Genomic DNA, 19945 nt, shown 5'->3' on the forward strand with positions numbered 1-19945 from the left:
TGCGCAAGATCATCAAGACCCGAGGTCACTTCCCAACCGACGATGCGGCGACAAAACTGATCTGGCTTGGGCTGCGCAACATCACAGCAAACTGGGGCTCAGCGGCCCATGACTGGAAAAGTGCGATGAATCAATTCGCGATTCTGTACGGAGATCGATTTATCAGGCCTGCCTGGTAAAAGAATGGCCTGCCTAACGGCAGGCCGTTACCGGCCTGCACACAAAATATCTGACAGTCCCGATTATGCGCTAAACCTGTGGGAGCGAGCCCGCTCGCGAAAAGGACATTAGGGCTGTTGCCAAAAAATCCGGATCAGAAGTAATACCCGATGTTCATGTACAACTGGTTTTCCCACTGGTTACTACCACCAGCCCCCAGACTCTGGGTGAGGCTGCCGCCACCGATGACCGGATCATTCTTGCCGTACAACCATTCCGTGGCGATCCATAGTTTGCTGAGGGAGAACGAGGTGCCGAAAATCATCCGTTGCGAGGTCTTGAAATCGTCCGCAGATTTATCGAAGGCGCTGTAGTTGGCGTACAGCTTCACACCGCTGATCTGATCGAACAGATACTTGCCGCTGACGTCATAGCTTACATCCGCCACGTACAAGTTGCCGCGACTGGCGACGTTGAAGGTGGCGTCGTAACTGCCGAAAGTCACCAGTTCATCGGTGCCGGGGTTGCGCGGGGACATCTGCTGTCGCGCGGCTTGCAGTTGTACGCCCCATGGGCCGTTCTTGCCGATGTAGTGCACCGCCATGGCATTGCGCCGGCCATCGTTGTTGGTGTCGCGGTTCTCCAGGGACGAGGTCAGGCCGGAGATCCCGACTTCGGACTTCCACGGTCCCAGGTCCAGCGCCTTGGCCACCCGAAGGACCACTGTGTTGCGTTCCTGGTTGTTGCTACCGTCGATGACATAGCTGTCCGCTTCGGAGACCACGGTGGAGTAGGTTTCACCATTGCTAGTGCCTTTACCCTGCCAAGCGGGGCGCAGGTAGTAACCGGCCTGAATATTCCAGTCGCCGCTTTGCTGGATGTACTTGGCGCCGACTTCTTCCACGTCTTCCAGTCCTATGACGCTGCCCAGGGTTTGGTAGAACGTGCTGCCGAAGTACGGCTGCAAACCGAACGGCAGCTGGTTCAGGCCGACTTGAACCTGCTGGTCGGGGTTGAACTTGTAGCCGATCCACGCCAATTCGGCGAACTGGACGTCACCGACATTCTCTGTGTACTCGTAAGGGTAGGCTCGACCGTAGAAACGGTATTGGGCCTCGCCGATCCAGGTATCTGAGTTGTACTTGGCGCTGAGGATCGCGGTGTCGAAGTTGAACTTCTGGATGTCGCGATCCGGGTCATAGTCCCAACGCGCCCGGACGGCACCGCCGAGATCGAGGTTGTCGGTGACCTGGATCGCCATCGCAGGGGTGGAAAGGGCCCCCAACAGCGCCAGCGGGGTCAATGAGCGCAAGGCCCGGGTGGTGTTCAAGTTCATGGTCGCTCCGTCTCTTATTTATTTTATTGTTGGCAACACTCATCCCGGCCACGGCAAAAGCGCGGTCTGGATGAAAGGGGTAGGGCCCACCAGAACGAAGGCTGCAAACAGCGTCCAAGTGAGGGCCGGGAGGGTCAGCCGCCGGCGGCCAGCCGGGTCTGGGTGTAGCTATGCCGAGCCTGCACACCGCACCTCTTCACCAAGGCTGGGAGGTGCCTGACAAGCCGCGGTCATTCACACTCCCGCGTCAGCTGCGTTGCAGTTCTTCAACCACAGCGGCACAAGCACGGAAGGTATTCAACGTCCACTCTGCATTGATAAAGTCCGGCCAACTGGAAAGCTTTACGATTGTCACTTCAGAAGCCGGATCCCAATAGATACTCTGCCCAAATACTCCGCGCGCCGAATAGGTACCCTGTTCACTGTCCAGCACCCAGCACTGATTGCTATAGGCGGCGTCAGGAAAGTGTTTGACATAGAAGCCATAGAGGACTTCAAAAGCCGGTGTGGAACCACGGCCGCATGCACGCACAAACTCCTCTGGAACAATCTGTTGACCGTTGAAATGTCCACCCTGCAGATACATCTGGGCAAAGCGCGCCAGATCACGCAGCGTGGCGCTCATCCCGCCATCGGCCAATGCAGTTCCAACGCAATCGAGGGTGATATTCGCGTCTTGCTCTGCCCCCAGTCTTGACCAGATCTCCCGGCTCAATAAAACAGGGAGCCGCTCGCCGCAGGCCCGCTCACAGACCCAGGCCAGCACGTCGGTATCCACTGAGCGATACTCAAAGAACTGGCCATGTTCACGGTCCTTACTCAGCGACTTCAACAAACCATAAATGCTGTCAGGTGACTCCCGCTCTCCCCGTTCACGCCAACCCGAGGCGATATCCAACTGGATGAATTCAGCATCCGGATCGGTGTAGTCCTCTCTGAATCTCACTCCCGTGCGCATATCCAGCAGATCCTGTACCCGGGCGTCGCCATAGCCGCTTGCCAAAAGCTCGGGCACATAGTCACTGACACGCGCTTGGGGATCGATTTGGCCCTGGCCGATCAACCTGCCGACCAGGCTACCGACGACGGTCTTGGATACCGATTGCAACAGATGCAACGTGTGCGGCTGCATACCGTTGAAATACTGCTCCGAAACCACCTTGCCTTGATGAAGCACCAAAAAACCATCGGTGTAGCTATCGGTCAGGAAGGTCGCCAGATCGGTTTGTCCGCCGTCGACCCGCTGGAAACGTACGTCGTCCAGTGAGCGTTCGTTGCGCTCGAGTTCAGTGACCGGTCCAGGACTGCGATGAATAGCGGCCACCGGAAACAACTGGCTCATGTGCTGGAACGACCAGCGGTTATAGGGCGGACTGTCCCAATTATGCAGGCCAACTTGCTTTTCCCGGGACGGCGGATAGCCCTGCATCAAACTTAGGTCCTGATAACCAATGCCGGGAGCGGTCATATCTTTTTTATTGTACATAGGGGTTCAGCTCTCATCGTTCAGAGGGTGGTGGCAAGAAAAGCGGTGGCGGTTATCCTGGGTCTCGGCCGGCACTTCTCGGCGGCAGCGCTCACTGGCCTGCGGGCAACGGGGCGCGAAGTGGCATCCGGCAGGCCGGTTCAAGGGGCTGGGGATCTCGCCACTCAGGATTTGCAACTCGTCACGGCGCTCCGGGTCGATGGAGGGCACGGAATTGAGCAGCGCACGCGTGTAGGGATGACGCGGTCGGCCAAACACCTGCTCCACAGGCCCGGCCTCGACGATGCGCCCCAAGTACATCACCAGTACTTGCTGCGCCAGATACTCGACCGTCGCAAGGTCGTGGCTGATAAACAGGTAGCTCAGGCCATTGTCGTTCTGCAGCGTCTTGAGCAGTTGCAGCACTTGGGCCTGGACCGAAACGTCGAGCGCCGCCGTAGGCTCATCGAGGATCAGCAGTTTCGACTCCAGCGCCAGGGCCCGAGCGATAGCGATGCGCTGCAACTGACCACCGGAGAATTCATGGGGATAGCGCTCCATGTGCTCCTCGCCCATCCCCACATTTCCCAACAGCGTGAGAATGCGCGCGTGCAAGGCGCTACCGCGCAGACCAAAGGCAACCTTCAGCGGCTCGGCAACAATCGCCTTGATCGTCATTTTCGGGTTCAGCGAGGCGTACGGGTTCTGGAACACCATACTCAAGCTCCTGCCCCGCGCCCTGGCATCAGTGGGCAGCGGCCGACCTTCAACCAGAATTTGCCCACTATCGGCTGGCAGCAGACCGAGCAAGGTCGCGGCCACCGTACTTTTGCCACAACCGGATTCCCCCACCAGCGCGACCGTCTCACCGACCTGCACCTCCAGGCTGATGTGGTCAATGGCCGTCACCAGGCCATCGCGGCTGGCGTAGGTCTTGTGCAACTGATTGACGCTCAACAGTGCGGGCTGCTTGTTGTTATTCATAGCCGTTTACCTTTCACAGAAGCCTCACACCTTGACCAATATGTTGTGGCAAGCTGCCCAGTGCTCCTTGCCGATGACAACCCTCGGCGCAGCGTGATTGCAGCGTCCGGTGGCGCGTTCACAACGTGGGTTGAAGGCACAGCCAGCCGGGGGAGCCGCCATGTTCGGCACCTGCCCTGGGATGAAGCCCAGGGCTTGGGGTCCCTGCCCCAACTTGGGCACGGTGCCCATCAACTTAAGGGTGTAGGGGTGTGCAGGTCGCTTGAACACCTCGCCCACTGGACCGCTCTCCACCACTTCGCCGGCATACATCACCGCCACCCGGTCACAGAGCGAAGCCACTACCCCCAGGTTATGGGTGATAAACAGAATCGCCAGGTCCTGCTCCCGTGCCAGCTTGCGCAGCAGAGCGATGATCTGCGCCTGCACGGTGACGTCCAGCGCCGTGGTCGGCTCATCGGCGATCAGCAGTTTCGGCCGACAGGCCAGCGCCATGGCAATCACCACTCGCTGCAACTGACCGCCAGACATCTGGTGCGGGTACTTGGCTAGCGCCAGAGGGGGGTCGGGCATGCTCACCGCTTCCAACGAGCTCAGCGCCTCGGCGCGGATTTGTGCCTTACTCAGTTGCCGATGGCAGCCGATGACGTCGAACATCTGCCGCCCGATGGTGAAGAACGGGTTGAGCGCCTTCATCGGATTCTGGAAGATCATCGCCGCACCACCGCCACGCAAAGCCGCCAGCTGCGATGCCGAGGCGCCGTTGACCTGTTGTCCGGCGACCCTGACACTGCCTTCCAGCCGAGCGGCTTCAGGCATCAATCCAAGGCAAGACATGGCCGTCATAGACTTGCCCGAGCCCGACTCCCCCACCAACCCGAGGATCTCACCGCGCCTTACCTTAAGGTCGATGCCGCGTACGGCCTTTACGGTCTTGAACAAACCAGGGAAAGACACCGTCAGCCCTTCCACTTCCAGCACCAGGTCTTGAGCTGCGTCGTTATTCGAAGCGGCGAGACGCTCGAAAGCAGAATATTGCAAGGATTCGTCGATCATCAGCGCGTCCCCTTCTTTGGATCGAGCACATCGCGCAGCCCGTCACCCACCAGGTTGACGGCCAGCACCAGGACAAAAATTGCCACTCCGGGAAACAGCACCGTCCAGGGATTCTCAAGTAACTGCGAGCGCGACGCCGCGGCCATCAGCCCCCATTCGATCATGGGCGGCTTGGCCCCCAGCCCGATAAAGCTCAGCGAGGCAGCGGCGAGAATGGTGTAACCAAAGTCCATGGAGCCCTGCACGATCACAGGCGTGGTGGCATTGGGCAGTACATGGCGAAGCAAAATACGGCAGTGACTGACACCCATGGAACGGGCGGCATGGATATAGGTTTCTGACCGAACCCGTACTACCGCACCGCGCATGATCCTCGCGTACCAGGGAAACCAGGAGACAGCGAGCGCTAACATGGCGTTGGCCAATCCCGATCCCAGCGCAGCGGTGATAGCGATCGGCAACAACAGCGGCGGAAAGGCCAGGAACACATCTGATAAACGCATCAGCAGCGTATCGACTCGACCACCGAAGTAACCGGAAACAAGCCCAATCGGAATCCCGATCAGCATCGCAATCAGAGTCACGCTCACTCCGATGATCAGCGACGTGCGTGCGCCATAAAGCACCCGTGAAAGAATGTCGCGACCAAACTCGTCGGTGCCCATCCAGTGTGCCCAGTTGGGTGCCAGCAATTTCTGGGAAAAGACAATCTTGTTCGGCTCATAAGGTGCAAGCCAAGGGGCGAAGACTGCCGCCAGGATGATCAGCAGCAATAACAGCGCGCCGAATACAAACAACTTGTTGTCGCTGGCAAACGCCAGGGCCTTGATACGCCATGATGGGGCTCGCGAGGGCATGGACAGGGATACGTCTTGGATACTCATTGGACTCGCAACCTCGGATCAACAAGGTGATACAAGAGATCAACGATCAGGTTGATCGACAGATACGTCGTGGCCAGCACCAAGGTGGCGCCCATCACAGCGGGGAAATCATTCTGGGCAATCGAAAACACCACGAAGCCGCCCAGGCCAGGCCAATCGAAAATGAACTCAACAACTACCGCACCACCGAGCAGGTAACCGAAGGTCAGGCCCACCACTGTCAGGAGCGGAATCATTGTCGCCTTCAGGGCATAGGCGTAATGGATACGCCACTTGGGTACACCGTAAGAAACGGCCGTACGGATGTACTCCTCGGATAGCACCTCCACCATCATGTTTCGGGTGATCCGGGTGACAGTGGCCAAGGTCACGATGACCAGGGTGAGCACGGGTAGCGTCAGGTGTTTGATGGCGCTCCACAGTGCTACGAAATTACCGGCCAGCAGCGTGTCAATCAGGTAAAAGCCTGTTACACGCTCAAAAGGGCTATCGAGAAGAATGGAAGCATCGATACGTCCTTGTAGTGGCAGCCAGTTGAGCTTGCCGTAGAACAGTAACTGCAAGCCCATGGCCAGGATGAAAACTGGAAACGCCGTCCCGGCGATGGACCCCGCTCGTGCCGCATTGTCGACCACTGAGTTTTGCCGCGCCGCTGAGATGACACCGATCGGCACCCCTAGCACCACCACCCAGAACATTGCCAGGAATGTCAGTTCAAAAGTCGCACCAACCCGCCTGACCACTTCCTCCACCACCGGCCGCCCGGTGCGCAGACTAGTGCCAAAATCACCTCGGAGAAGATCACCGATGTAATTGAAGTATTGGATCGGCAGAGGCTTATCCAACCCCAGTTTTTCCCGTGCGACGGCAATCTGCTCCACCGTGGGGTGGTTTCCCAGCATCATTTCTACCGGGGAACCCGGAAGAGCTCGGCTCAGAACGAAGGTGATGGTCAACACTCCCAAAAGAATGAAGAACATCACTATCAATCGCTGAGCTATATACTTCGCCATTTGGAATACCCCTTGTGGCTAAAAAACTTGACCCTGACTTCTTACGCCCTACTAAAAACCCCCAAAAGCGAATTAACCCTTGAGGGAATAACCAGGCAAATTAACTAACTGCCTGGTTATCGATTTACATGGCAAATCAGGTATTACACGTACCACTTCATCAAAGACGACTCAGCATTCAGCGATTCAGGTTGTAGTAGAGAATCGCCTCATAAGCAGGATTCAGGCTCTTTTCCATACCCTTGATGTCTTTGCGGGAGACACGTATCTGCTGCACGTCGGCGTACCAGATCGCAGGAGCGTCCTTGGCCAGTATCTGCTGGGCCTGCACGTACTTTTCAGTGGACTTGGCCCGATCACTGCCCTCTAACGCCGACGCCTCTTCGATCAACTGATCAAAGTTTGGGTTGCTGTAGTGAGACAGATTGAATAGCGTGGTTTTTTCTGTATGGAACTCACTGAAAAGCCAATCGCTGGGTGTCGGATACGTCGGCCACCAAGCCATAGACTGCATGTTGGGAGCGGTATCCAGCTTCTTTGCCTTATCCCAGATCACACCCCACTCGCCGGGGAGTAACTCCACCTCAACGCCAACCTGAGAAGCCGTGGCCTGGAATAGTTCAGCAGCGTTTGCATAGATGCCACTGATGTACTGCATCGAGACCTTCCAGTCCTGCTTAGGTACACCGGAGGCTTCCAACAATTGTCGGGCTTTATCCAGATCGTAAGAGGCCATAGGCACGCTGGCATGCCCCCAGATACTGGTGGGCAAAGGCCCCTTGGGAACGCTGCCGTAGCCATGCAAAATATCTTTGGTGACACTTTCATAGTCCCAGAGGTACTGCAGCGCCTGACGAAATGCCAGGTTGTTCGTAGGGTACTTCTGGGTATTGATCAAAAATTGAAAGTTCTTCCACGAAGGCGCGGTGCTCACCTTGATGGAGGGGTTCTCTCCCAACACCTTGAGCTGATCAAGAGGGATATCCCAAGCGACACCGGCCTCGCCATTTTTGATCATCTGGGTACGAGTGGCAGCTTCGGACACGACCTTCACGATGACCCGATCAAATTGCCCTTCTTTCCAACCTCCCCAGTAGCCATCGAATCGCTCAAGCACCACTTGCTGGCCCTGTTCGACCTGCCCAAGTTTGTAGGGACCGGTACCGATGGCGTTGGGAGCCATCATCCAGTCATGACCTTTCTCCACCGCCGCCGGGGCAATGATGTAAGCCGCATACTGACCTGCCGCGATCAGATTGGCCGGAGTGGGACTCTTAAACTTGAGCACTACCGTATCGTCAGCGAGGGCCTCGACGGCATCCAGACCGTTCCATACAAATGCAGCGCCCTGTTTCAGCTGCTTGACGTACTCAATGGACTTTTTAACGGCTGCGGCATTAAAGGCCGAACCATCATGAAATTTAACGCCGTGCCGCAGCTTGAAGGTCCAGGTCTTGCCGTTGTCGCTGCTTTCCCAGGACGTGGCGAGCCCGGGGGAAAACTCCTCAGCACTGCCTGGCGCGTTATATACAACTAGAGTCTCGTAGATATTGCCAAGTACCCGCACTTCCTCCGAAAAAGCCGATGCAGGATCCCAATCCTTGAAAGAGGCTCGATCAGCGACAACCAAGGTATTGTTTGCCGCATACACCAAACCACTGGTCAATGGCGCAGTAATGGACAGCGCCATCAACCCCGCCATCAATGTTCTTTTGAATCTCATAGATGTTCCTCTTATTTTTATGGTGGGCGCAGCGGATCACTTCTAGAAGCAGGAACTCATTCAACTGGAATAGTTGATGTGATTGGCCGTTAACGAAACTGACATTTGAGTGGTGTATGGCATTATCGATCTGCCGCACGGCCAGCTCAATTTCGCGAGCACGAATAAAAAAACGCCAAGTGACGCCCCAAAGCGTCACCTAGCGTCAATTTTAAAAAAAGATTAAAACAGCGGAGGGACGAGGTTGAACTCACCTTCTGATGGATGTACCAGCAGCCGCGACCTCACCTCGTCGGGAATCTCAGGGGCATCAATCGGAAAACAGCTGCAACTGGTGAGAGCGTTACGCAGGTCGATCGATTCGCCTAGGTGCTCAAATACGATATGGGCACCAAAAGGTCGGCGGAAATTGTCACCCGAAACGCCGAGTACCAAGCCGTTGAGAAAACGGAAACGACTGCGGTAGGAGGGATAAAGCGCTGACCAGATATAGCCCCGGGACGAGAGGTACTCGCGCTCGACGATGTAAATCAGATCCGATGAGGCAAAGCAGAACCCACGATATTTATTGATGCCGAAACTGTTCAGCTGGTCATCGCCCAGCCTCATCCGCTCGTACGTTTTACTCAGGATCTTTTCGCCGGAGCGGGTCAAGCGGGTAATCGACTTGATCACCTCCCCCGGCGCGGCAGGCGACATCAAATAGACAAAGTAGTAACCCTGGTACTTCGACAACTCCTGCGCGGAGCTCGGGAAAAAATCGGCTGGTACCGCACTGTCCGGCTCTCGCGCCGTACGTTGCCTGTTGAGCAGAGCGCGGAAGGATTCATGCTCGGAGAATATTTCCTCCTCATCCACCCCAAAAAAAGTGCAGATCTTGCGCAGGGTAAAGGACGAGGGAGTCGCTTGCGCCCCCAAATATTTGTTGAACTGCTGGCGGTTGATATCAAGGGAGCGGCACACCTTAGCCACCGACTTATAATATCCGCAGAGAAGGCGCAAGTTTTGACTGAAGTCTTGCATCGACTGGGATGAACTGGAACTGACCATAAAGAGTATTCCTAACGCCAGAATTGACAACATGCTGAACTAATCGTCGCTTGGGGTCACGGCTTCAAAAGCTCCGTGCAAGACCGTGTCTGAAAGTGGCGCAGAAGCTCGGTATTGCCAACCCGTGATCGACGCGAGCATTGAGCCCGACCATAGCGTCTCAACAAATACACAAACTTATCCAGCGATTCCTGACGCCTCGGTAGAATTACCATCGGCTGCATATTTGTAATTCGCCCCTATTACTACCCAAGATGTCACCGCTGTAGTCTTCATTAGCACCACCGGTGCGAGCGAGGCCTGGGTTGGCACGTTGCGCCAGACACCTGCATTGGTGCGGCAGCAGCCGCGCATCATTGGCCAGCCGACTGGTCAATGGCGCCAGCATCGCGGAAACCAGAGTGCTCAGAGACAGCGCGCCATATAAACAGGTCGGCGATCGCCAGGCCCGGTTCAAAAACCGCAAGGCCCTCTCCAGACGGTGCCATGACGATACCCTGGTCCTTGCCGACGGCCAAAACGGCGACTGGACTCCGCATGACCTGCGCCGTACGGAGGCGACCATGAAGCAAGCCTTGGGTGTCAGCCTGGACGTCATCGACCGCTGCCAAAACCATGTGCTGGCCGGTTCGCGGGTGAGGCGCCATTACCTACATCACGACTATGCCGAAGAGAAGAAGCGTGCCTGGAACCTGTAGGGCGATCGAGTCAGTGCTGTCTTGTCCTCAACCTACGAGCATCCACCAGCCGAGTCGATGATGTCTTTTCCAACGTATACCGCGACTGGATCCCTACCGCCTTCATAAGTCACTACCGGTTGGCGATTTTCTAGCAGTTGGTCAATACCAGCGCTCGGAAAGATGTCCCCTTCAGGGGACATCTTTCCGAGCGCTCCGGTTTAGAGTGGCTCGAAGACAAGATTTGTCCCCGATAACAATAAACCGGGAGCCGCCGGACCATGCATCAGCCTCAAATCGTACCCCATCGATCTCTGTATTTTCCCTATCAGGTTTATCCTGCTTTCGTACCGTCCCCAAGCATCGTCAATCGCTCGCCCGTTGCGATTGTGGGTGCTGGACCTATTGGCCTGACGCTGGCGCTCGAACTGGCGCGCTACGGTATCAGAAGCACTGTTCTGGCCGCTGAACAGCAAGTCTGTGAAGGCAGCCGCGCGATTGTGTTCACCCGTCGTTCCATGGAGATTTTCCAGCAAGTGGGGGTGTCCGGGGCGGTGACCGAGCAGGGCCTGCCCTGGCGTTTCGGCAATTCCTACTACCGCGGCCAGCGGGTTTTTCGCATGGAAGCTCCGGTCGATCCGCACGATCGTTTTGCGCCGATGACCAACTTGCAACAGCAGTATCTGGAGCAACATCTGGTGGAGGCCGTCCAGGTACAGCCGCTGATCGAAATGCGTTGGGGCAATAAAGTCATCGATATCGAGCAAGGCGTCGACGGTGCCGTCTTGCAAGTCGATACCCCGGGCGATACCTATAGCCTGGAGGCCGATTGGGTGGTGGCCGCCGATGGCGCCCGCTCCGGACTGCGCTCGTTGCTGGGGCTCAAGCTTGAAGGGGCGTCCTATGAAGGGCGGTTCGTGATTGCCGACATCCGCATCAAGCTCGATCTGCCGACCGAACGCCTGGCGTTTTTCGATCCCGCCTGGAACCCCGGCAACACCGTGTTGATGCACCGCGAGCCCGGTGATATCTGGCGTATCGATTACCAATTGCCCGTGGACGAAACGCCCGAGCAGGCGCTGCACCCGGACTCCTTGCGTGAGCGCATCAATGCGCAACTGGCAATGCTCGGCGTCGAGAACCCGGTCTGGGAGCTGGATTGGAGTTCGGTGTACTCGGCCCGGGCGCTGACCCTGGCGGAGTACATCAACGACCGCGTGATTTTCGCCGGAGACGCGGCGCACCTGTTACCGATTTTCGGCGTGCGCGGGGCCAATACCGGCTTCCAGGATTGCCACGACCTGGGCTGGAAACTGGCCCTGCACATCAAAGGCCTGGCCGGTGCCGGACTGCTGGCTTCTTACAGTGACGAACGGGTCAAGGCTGCTCGTGAAATCATTGAAGAGGCAGGCAAGAGCACGCGGTTCATGGCGCCGCCTAGCCGCGGTTATCGACTGTTGCGCGATGCGGTGCTATCGCTGTCGTTGACCCGGGAGTTCGTGCGCCCGCTCTATCACTGGCGGACTTCAAGGGCTCACGATTATGCCGATTCACAACTCAACGCGGTGAACGACGATAATCAATTGTTTACCGGCGGGCCGCGCAACGGTGCACCGTTGCTGAATGTACGTCTGGCAGAGCAGCACTATTTTTTCGATGAGCTGGCGCCCGCTTATCATTTGATTTGCTTCACTGACGCGGCGGCACTCGATGTCGAAGTCGTTGCACAAGTCCAGGCGCTGCGCCGCCAGGGACTGCCGATACAAGTGATCGCGATCGCCATGAATGGAGTCCTGCAGGTGCAACACGCCGACCTGACCCTGACCGATTGCGACAATCTGTTCAGCACGCGTTACGGCGTGAAGCACGCAGGCGCCGCCTATCTGGCGCGCCCGGACCAGCATGTCTGCGCGCGCTGGTTGCATCTGGATGGCGAGCGTTTGCGCCATGGATTGAACCAGGCCCTTGGCCACAACGGGAGTGACCGCCCATGAGCCAGTCAATGAACGTAACAGACCTCGAACGCGCCTATGACCGACTTGCCGAGGCGATTGATCGTACGGGTAACGACAGCGAGTTGTTTCTGGTCAAGCTGGCACTACTGGCGGCCGAGGCACTGAACGATGCCGAGCGCTTCGACGCACTGATCAGATGCGCCGGACAAGACCTGTAAAGCTTCGCGCCAGCCAATAATTACAAGAACAGGATCACCCCTATGCCATCTCGTCCTGCTGTGCCCCCTGGCGAGGAGGCCGGCGCTCAGCCGCTGGTCATCGCCAAAGTCTCGAAACGCCTGCTGTGGTTTCTGTTCATCTGTTTCGTTTTTTCATTTCTGGACCGTATCAACATCGGCTTCGCCGGGCTGACGATGATGGACGATCTGGGTTTGAGCAGTACCCAGTTCGGTATGGCAACGACGATTTTTTACCTGGCCTACATCGCCTGCGGCATCCCCAGCAACATGGCTCTCGCGAAACTCGGCGCCCGTCGCTGGATTGGCAGCCTGATGATTGCCTGGGGCGTGGCGTCGACCGCCACCCTGTTTGCGCATGACGCGGCCAGCCTGTATTGGTTGCGTGCGTTGGTAGGTGTCACCGAGGCAGGATTTCTGCCCGGTGTGCTGTTGTACATGACGTTCTGGTTTCCGGCAGCGTACCGGGCTCGTGCCAATGCGCTGTTCATGATCGCCATGCCGTTTACCGCGGGCTTTGGCTCGGTCTTGTCCGGCGCCATTTTGGGGCTGGATGGCCACTGGGGCATGGCAGGCTGGCAATGGCTGTTTCTTCTTGAAGGACTACCCAGCGTCTTACTCGGTCTGGCGGTGTACGGTTATCTGGATGATCAGCCGCGCAAGGCACACTGGTTGAGCGTCGATGAGAAGCTGCAGTTGGCCGAGTTGATCGAGCGTGACCGTCAGGCCCCTTCCCCTCACGCTCACTGGGGACGTGAGTTGCTGTCGCCATCGGTGATTCTGTTCTGTCTGGTGTACTTTTGCCTGGTCAACACCTTGGCGATGATCGCAGTCTGGACGCCGTTGATCGTCAAGAGCTTCAGCACTGGCCAGAGCAATACGCTGATCGGATTGTTGTCGGCAATTCCGCAAATATGCACCATCATTGGCATGATCCTCTGGGGCCGACACTCGGACCTGACCCAGGAGCGGCGTTGGCACCTGGCGCTTCCAATGCTGCTGGCTGCAACAGGCTGGTGTTGCACGGCCCTGTCGAGTGAGCCGATCGTGCAACTGGCCGGGGTCTGCATGGCGGCGACGGGCTCCTACACGGCCATGTCGATTTTCTGGACCCTGCCGGATCGCTCATTGAGTTTTCAAGCCAGGGCGGTGGGCATCGCGGTGATCAATGCCGTGGGTAATCTGGGGTCTGCCCTTAACCCCTTAGTGGTCGGCTGGCTGAAAGACCTTACCCATACCTATACCGCCGGTTGTCTGTACGCTGCGCTGCTGTTACTGGTGGCTGCAATGCTGGTACGCACACTACCCCACGAACGCCAACCTTCATCACGTGAACTCATCCCTGAATGAACCACTGGCTGCTTACCAACGTTTACCATCAGAGCCCATTGACGACGGGGGAAATTGCTCATCTATTGGCTCGGGTAGGCGAGGACTGCCGAACCTGGTTGGCGGCAGAGTTACTGACCCTGGTACGGGGTGAAATGCCGCTGGCTCAATGTACAATTTTCGCTTATCCGCAAGGCCAGGAGCCGCAGGTGTTGTCGTGTTCCGATCAGGCAAGACTCGTGCAGATATCGCGTATCTCTCGGGACTACGTCGAGCGTTTTCACAGCCTGGACGGCAACCGCCAAGCGATGCTCGACCATCGGGCAAAATACGGCAGCGCGCGAATCCTGGCTCAGCTTCAGTCAGTTGAAGATATCACCCATCGTGACTATCGGCGGGTCTGCTACGAGCAACCGCAAATCTCCCAACGCATGGCTTTGCTCAATCATCAGGAAGAAGGCGGGGCCTGGCTGTCGATCAACTTCTATCGAGGTCGTGAGCACGGCAATTTTAATCAGCACGAAATTGAATTTATCGAGTCGGTTGCGCCGTTACTGATTCAAGTAACGCGTTTGCACTATCGCGCTTTTATCGAAGCCAATCAAATGCCGTCCTTGTTAAGTCAACGCGTCGAGTTGCTCTTTCCTGAACTGACTCGTCGGGACCGTGAACTGCTCAGGCATTTGCTCAGTGGCCTGGGGGCGGAAGACATTGCGCCTCTGATGGGCATCCAGCGCTCAAGCGCCGCTACCTACATCAAGCGACTTTATCGAAAGGTGGGAGTCAGCGGACATCGAGAATTGCTGGGGCTGGTAGTGAGAGGTCGTTGGTCCTGAACAGGCGTTGATTACTGAGCATTGGGGAACAACCGCGAGTCTGAGCATCTTTCATTGACTGCTAGCGATGGGTGGCTATTTCGACTTCGTAACTCGCGTGGCAAACGTTCAAGTATTGGAACAACACATTCGCAGGGAGCAGCCACATTGGAATTGAGACAACTGCGCTATTTCGTAAAAATCATTGAGCTTGGCAGCCTGGGGCGTGCAGCACTTGAACTGGACATTGGTGTGTCAGCCCTCAGTCAAAAAATCTACAAGCTGGAAAGCGAACTGTGCACCCGCCTCCTGAATCGAACCTCCACCGGCGTGACGCCCACTAGCGCAGGATTTGCGTTTTTACACCATGCCCAGTTGACGCTACGCCAGGCGGAAAACGCGATCATGGCCGCCCATCGCGGGCGAATGAGCGGTTATGTGAGCGTCGGCTTACCGCCGACTACCGCGACGGTGCTCGCGTTGCCGTTGATCAACGCAATGCGTACGCGTTATCCGGACATTCAACTGCATCTGGTGGAAATGCTTTCCGGCCACTCGGCGGCGCAGCTCAACGCACGGCGAATTGATCTGGCCAGCCAGTTCCAGCTCGAAGGGGGTATACGCTGGAGCGTAACTCGCTACTGGATGAAAATACTTACGTGCGGAAGTGACCGACCGCTGCATTCAACTCCTGATCCACTTGCTGGAGTTCGAGCGTCAACTGCTGCAATTTCACACTTTCCTGGGCGCTTTCCTCTGCCACCTCGCGCACCCGCACTATGTTCTGGCTCGCCTGTTGTGCCAAAACTTGTTGTTGCTCCGCTGCCGCCGAGATTTGTTTGTTCATCTGCTCAATGCTTGATACCGCGCGGGTAATACGCGTCAATGCCTGAGATGCCTGACCAGCAAGGATCACTGTTTCTCCTGTTAGTACATGACTCCCTTGAAGCCGCTCAGTTGCCTGATGGGCAACCCCACGCAGTCGACTGATCAAGCCTTCGATTTCCGCAGTAGAACGCTGTGTGCGGCGCGCCAATCCACGCACTTCGTCAGCAACTACCGCGAATCCACGACCATGTTCACCCGCTCGCGCAGCTTCTATGGCCGCATTTAATGCCAGTAAATTTGTCTGCTCTGCTACAGCCTTAATAACGTCAAGTACACCGCCTATGGCGGTACTTTCCAGAAGCAAAGATTGCATGGCATCAGCGCAGCCGGTCATTTCCAAAGCTAATTGATCGATCTTGGAACCCGCTTGGCGTGCCAAATCGTCACCTTCACGCGCCTGGCCATCGGCAAGAGTGACGGCAGCACTAGCCTCCTTGACATTATGCGCAACTTCGCTGGCCATCGCGGTCATTTGCTGCATTGCGGTTGCGGCGATTTCAGTCTCCTGTCGTTGTCTTTCAACACCCCGGCTGCTGCGCTGAATGACTTCTGCCAGACTCCCTGCCGTTCCATTGAGCAGGCCTACCCCGGAACCAATTCGACCCACCAAACCTCTCAAACTACCTAGCATGCCATTGACCGTATCCAATAGCTGCCCAAGCTCATCATGGCGACCGCTACTACCGTCAAGCGCACAATTTAGGTCGCCTGCAGCAACCTGTTGCGCCAAATGAACAACCCGACGTAAAGGCTGCAGTATCAAGTGGCGTATTAATAGACTGGCGCCAACACCCAACGCTAATGCCAGCAGGCTGATAAGGCCAAGCTGAAGGAATGCGCTGCGACTATCGCGTTGAATCGCCTGGCTCTGAAATTGGTTGGCCTTATCCAGCAACCCGCTGACTTGCTGGGTTTGCGTGTTCATCGCTTCGCTACTAAGTGCTATTTGCTTGCGGCTGGCAACGAACTGTTCGAAGGCTTTTCGATAATCTCCCAAAGCGTTGCTTGCAGCCTGCAGCGAAACCTTTTCCTGATCATCAAGATTGAGCACCTGCATTGAAGACAGCAGGTCGCTCATGCTCATCTCCCAATCGCTACGGAAGCGCTCCTCACCATCCAACGAATAATAAAGTTCGCTGTCACGGAGCTTCGCCAGCTTGTCACGCAGAGCGGTGGTCTGTTCCAGCAACAACAGTTTCCCACTGCCTGGAGAGGCTCCTTGTTCTTGTTGCTCGCTCAATGCATCCAGCTGATCGAGAAATACCAAGGTGAAGCTCTCACCCGCTGTCTGGGCGAGTATTTGCATGCGCAAGCGAGCCTCGCGTGCTCGCTGAAGAGACTCGGCATAACTCAGGAATTGCTTCAAATAGTCGCTGGACGCATCCCGCATCGCTATCTCAGCGCTGTTTTTTTGGGGGAGATCATCAAAATGGCGAATGAGCTGGTCAATTGCACTTCGCACTTGATCCTGCGCCAGAGGAGAAAGATTTAGCGCATATTCTTTTTCCGCGATTCGAGCCTGCAGGATCAACGTTTGAATCCAGTCCTCAGTACGGAGTTGTTCACCGCGTGCCCCCAACAAACTCAAAGAATGAAACGCGGTAATTCCCACCCCGAGAGTGAATAGCAGCACCAAGCCAAAACCGATCGACAGCTTAGCTCCTACCGAGAGATTACCCAGTAACCGGTTCACCAAAGACATACCCATCCCCTCTTCATGCTAGTGGTGGTGCGCCAGGGGACAGGGAAACATGTCCACTGAAGGAGCCGCTACGGCCTGCCCAACGTAGGCAGCGTCAATGGCCGGAAAAAAACCTGAACCAGGTCCAGGATTATCCGCGCGCTATATTCCCCCGCCGCAGTTGTTATGAAAGCCCTTGATCAACCGTAATACGCCGTGGCGCGATGATCAGGAGTTGGCGCTGTGCAGACGCAGTGGATGAGCTGAAGTGGGTTGTTCACTCAACGCCATCGGGTTGGCCACCTTGCTGCTGGAAGCATCGGTACGGGGGGTGGAAGGCAAAAGAAAGTAAGCCAGTGCCGGCAGCAGGAGAAGAGCCCCCACCATGTTCCAGACAAACATGAACGCCAGGAGAACACCCATGTCAGCCTGGAACTTGATGGGGGAAAATATCCAGGTACCAACACCTATCGCCAAAGTTATCCCTGTGAGCATTACGACCTTCCCAGTGGAAACCAAGGCACGGTAGTAAGCTTCCGAGAGGCTTTTTCCTTCGCGCAAGAAACCCAGCATGATGGTCATTACATACAGCGCGTAATCAACCCCGATACCGACACCTAGAGCGATTACCGGCAACGTCGCCACTTTTACGCCAATACCTAACCCGACCATCAATGCCTCACACAGTATCGACGTGAGCATAAGCGGAATTACGGCACACAAAGTCGCTCGCCAAGACCTGAAGGTGATGAGGCAGAGCAAAATAACCGCGCCGTACACCCAAAACAGCATTTCGCGGTTGGCCTCTTTGACCACAATGTTAGTTGCCGCCTCTATTCCTGCAGAACCGGCAGCAAGCTGGAATTTGACTTCATCGGTGTCATTAGCCGCTGCAAAAGCTTCGACGTGATTAACCAGGCGCGAAAGGGTTTCAGCCTTATGGTCTTTGAGAAAAACGTAAAGCGTCAGCAGGCTGCAGGACTCGTTGTAAAGTCCACGTGGCGCGCTGGCGGTAATCATGTTGAGCATTGCCTGGTTGTTTTGCAGCTCGTACCACTTCGAGTTGCCCTCAGACAGGCCTACCAACATACGACGATTTAGCAGCGCCATGGAGTTGGTTGAATCTACACCGGGCAAACTACGCAACTGCCAATCTAAATCATCGACCTTGCGCAAGATGTCGTAGCGAGAGCAGGCACTCTTCGGCGTCTTCACCATTATGGCAAACAGGTCACTGCTGGCCCCGTAGCTGCGGGTCATGAAGGCATCGTCCAGATTGTAACGCGAGTCTGGACGTAGCTCTGGCGCTCCCGCATCAAGATCGCCAATTGCCAGATGCAAGCTGACCATAAAGCCCAGCACAGCAGCCACCAGGCTGACAACTACGCTGATCAAGGCCCATGGTTTTCGAGTAAATAGATCAAGGAATCGCCAAAAAACGTGTCGCGCTTGACCACTCTGCTCGGCCCGTTCGCTCTTGAGGCTTAGTTCGGCTGCGCAGCGATTGACGCCGACATAGGAGAGCAGGACGGGTAGCAAAATGAGGTTGGTGAAAATCAGCACCGCAACGCCGATGCTAGCGATAATGGCCAAATCTTGAATGACTTTAATCTGAATGATCATTAACACGGCGAATCCCACCGCATCACAAAGCAGTGCAGTCAGACCGGCGAGAAACAGGCGACGAAACGTGAAGCGCGCGGCAACCACTCGGTGCATGCCGCGACCAATATCCTGCATGATGCCGTTCATTTTCTGGGCGCCATGACTCATGCCAATGGCAAACACCAGAAAGGGCACCAGGACCGAATATGGGTCAAGCTCATACCCCAGCAACGGCAGCAAACCAAGCTGCCAGACAACTGCCACTACCGAGCAAAGCACGACCAGAAATGTGCTCCGCAGGCATCGGGTGTAGCCATAGAGCACTACTGTCGTGATAGCAATGGCGGCGGCAAAGAACAGCATGATTTGCCCCAGCCCATCTATCAGGTCCCCTACCTTCTTTGCGAACCCCGTGATGTGAATGTCAATGTTGTCGCTTTGAAACTCGGCGCGAAGCGCTTCCAACTGAGCAGAAAGTTTGGCGTAGTCGAGGGGCTGCCCCTCCGGCGTGCGTGAGAGCAAAGGAATGGAAATGATGCTGGACCGCTGGTCGAAGGCTACCAGTTGGCCTATCTCGTTGGACAACTGCACATTGCTTCGTAACTCAGCGAGGGATGCGGGGCTGCCGTCGTACTTGTCAGGAATGACCGGTCCACCATCAAGCCCATCCTCCGTCACCGAAACCCAGCGTGTGGAAGGCGTCCATAGCGACTTCATGTACACGCGGTCCACGCCTGGCAGCAAAAAGATACGATCGTTCATGGACTGCAAAGTACGCAGGTAATCAGTGTCGTAGATATCCCCCTTCTTGTTTGCAACCGCGATACGCACCGTATTACCGAGTCCGGAGAGCTCCTTTTGATTGGCTAGATAATTGGCAATATAGGGATGACCAGTCGGGATCATCTTCTCGAAACTAGCGTTCAATCCCAGTCGAGTGGATTGCCAGCCGAGCAGGACCGTCGTCAGCAGACATAGCAGAAGCACCCAGTGGCGATGGTTGAATAAAGCACGCTCAACCAAGGTCCCTGACCTTGGATCAAATATGCCTGACTCAGGCAGGGAAGGATGACGAGCGGAATTCATATG

At 56.2% G+C, this 19945-nt stretch carries 14 protein-coding genes and 5 pseudogenes; 7 read left to right on the forward strand and 12 right to left on the reverse strand.

What is annotated here, in order from left to right; genetic code table 11:
* A pseudogene (locus tag CKW15_RS15960) lies at positions 1 to 179 on the forward strand (IS256 family transposase); the annotation flags it as partial.
* A 134-nt stretch (positions 180 to 313) separates the two neighbouring features.
* On the opposite strand, the gene CKW15_RS15965 reads toward CKW15_RS15960, so the two are convergent.
* The 9 genes and pseudogenes from CKW15_RS15965 to CKW15_RS28780 form a co-directional block, all read right to left on the reverse strand.
* The gene (locus CKW15_RS15965; protein ID WP_095152368.1) at positions 314 to 1495 is read right to left on the reverse strand and encodes a hypothetical protein; all 1182 of its coding nucleotides are present in this window, start codon (positions 1493 to 1495) and stop codon (positions 314 to 316) included.
* A 247-nt stretch (positions 1496 to 1742) separates the two neighbouring features.
* Positions 1743 to 2981 carry a serine hydrolase gene (locus CKW15_RS15970; protein ID WP_095152369.1) on the reverse strand — a complete coding sequence of 413 codons (1239 nt, stop codon included), beginning with the start codon at positions 2979 to 2981 and terminating at the stop codon, positions 1743 to 1745.
* Positions 2982 to 2987: 6 nt separating this feature from the next.
* Positions 2988 to 3944, reverse strand: coding sequence for an ABC transporter ATP-binding protein (locus CKW15_RS15975; RefSeq protein ID WP_095152370.1), 957 nt, complete (start codon positions 3942 to 3944; stop codon positions 2988 to 2990).
* 24 nt (positions 3945 to 3968) lie between these two features.
* Positions 3969 to 5000 carry an ABC transporter ATP-binding protein gene (locus CKW15_RS15980; protein WP_095152371.1) on the reverse strand — a complete coding sequence of 344 codons (1032 nt, stop codon included), beginning with the start codon at positions 4998 to 5000 and terminating at the stop codon, positions 3969 to 3971.
* Positions 5000 to 5884 (reverse strand): ABC transporter permease, encoded by an 885-nt coding sequence (locus CKW15_RS15985; protein ID WP_095152372.1) that lies wholly within the window; start codon positions 5882 to 5884, stop codon positions 5000 to 5002. The genes CKW15_RS15980 and CKW15_RS15985 overlap by 1 nt, the downstream gene beginning before the upstream one ends.
* Complete coding sequence (locus tag CKW15_RS15990) at positions 5881 to 6897, reverse strand: ABC transporter permease (RefSeq protein WP_095152373.1); 1017 nt, start codon at positions 6895 to 6897, stop codon at positions 5881 to 5883. Before CKW15_RS15990 ends, CKW15_RS15985 begins: the two co-directional genes overlap by 4 nt.
* 178 nt (positions 6898 to 7075) lie before the next feature.
* Positions 7076 to 8620 (reverse strand): ABC transporter substrate-binding protein, encoded by a 1545-nt coding sequence (locus tag CKW15_RS15995; RefSeq protein ID WP_095152374.1) that lies wholly within the window; start codon positions 8618 to 8620, stop codon positions 7076 to 7078.
* Positions 8621 to 8842: 222 nt separating this feature from the next.
* Positions 8843 to 9670 (reverse strand): helix-turn-helix transcriptional regulator, encoded by an 828-nt coding sequence (locus CKW15_RS16000; protein ID WP_056723403.1) that lies wholly within the window; start codon positions 9668 to 9670, stop codon positions 8843 to 8845.
* Between the two features lie 253 nt (positions 9671 to 9923).
* A pseudogene (locus tag CKW15_RS28780) lies at positions 9924 to 10034 on the reverse strand (P1 family peptidase); the annotation flags it as partial.
* A 61-nt stretch (positions 10035 to 10095) separates the two neighbouring features.
* Between CKW15_RS28780 and CKW15_RS16010 the strand changes: the two are divergent.
* The 6 genes and pseudogenes from CKW15_RS16010 to CKW15_RS16035 form a co-directional block, all read left to right on the forward strand.
* A pseudogene (locus CKW15_RS16010) lies at positions 10096 to 10476 on the forward strand (site-specific integrase); the annotation flags it as partial.
* 152 nt (positions 10477 to 10628) lie between these two features.
* Entirely contained in the window at positions 10629 to 12341 is a 1713-nt protein-coding gene (locus tag CKW15_RS16015) for an FAD-dependent monooxygenase (protein ID WP_095152376.1), read from the forward strand.
* Between the two features lie 8 nt (positions 12342 to 12349).
* Positions 12350 to 12520, forward strand: coding sequence for a DUF2783 domain-containing protein (locus CKW15_RS16020; RefSeq protein WP_256583222.1), 171 nt, complete (start codon positions 12350 to 12352; stop codon positions 12518 to 12520).
* 42 nt (positions 12521 to 12562) lie between these two features.
* Positions 12563 to 13888: an MFS transporter gene (locus CKW15_RS16025; protein WP_095152378.1), complete on the forward strand. Its 1326-nt coding sequence runs from the start codon at positions 12563 to 12565 to the stop codon at positions 13886 to 13888.
* A 218-nt stretch (positions 13889 to 14106) separates the two neighbouring features.
* Positions 14107 to 14703 (forward strand): LuxR C-terminal-related transcriptional regulator, encoded by a 597-nt coding sequence (locus tag CKW15_RS16030; RefSeq protein WP_256583223.1) that lies wholly within the window; start codon positions 14107 to 14109, stop codon positions 14701 to 14703.
* 147 nt (positions 14704 to 14850) lie between these two features.
* Positions 14851 to 15344 (forward strand): annotated as a pseudogene (locus CKW15_RS16035) (LysR family transcriptional regulator); the annotation flags it as partial.
* Here CKW15_RS16035 and CKW15_RS29080 read toward each other — a convergent pair.
* The 3 genes and pseudogenes from CKW15_RS29080 to CKW15_RS16045 form a co-directional block, all read right to left on the reverse strand.
* Positions 15338 to 16201 (reverse strand): methyl-accepting chemotaxis protein, encoded by an 864-nt coding sequence (locus CKW15_RS29080; RefSeq protein ID WP_371856299.1) that lies wholly within the window; start codon positions 16199 to 16201, stop codon positions 15338 to 15340. The pseudogene CKW15_RS16035 and the gene CKW15_RS29080 sit on opposite strands and share 7 nt — an antisense overlap.
* Positions 16196 to 17278: pseudogene (locus CKW15_RS29085) on the reverse strand (HAMP domain-containing protein); the annotation flags it as partial. The gene CKW15_RS29080 and the pseudogene CKW15_RS29085, both read right to left, overlap by 6 nt.
* A gap of 201 nt (positions 17279 to 17479) precedes the next feature.
* Complete coding sequence (locus CKW15_RS16045; RefSeq protein WP_095152380.1) at positions 17480 to 19942, reverse strand: RND family transporter; 2463 nt, start codon at positions 19940 to 19942, stop codon at positions 17480 to 17482.
* Positions 19943 to 19945 lie beyond the last annotated feature (3 nt).

Origin of the sequence: Pseudomonas sp. Irchel s3b5 (genome assembly GCF_900187435.1) — a bacterium.
Taxonomy (GTDB): Bacteria; Pseudomonadota; Gammaproteobacteria; order Pseudomonadales; family Pseudomonadaceae; genus Aquipseudomonas.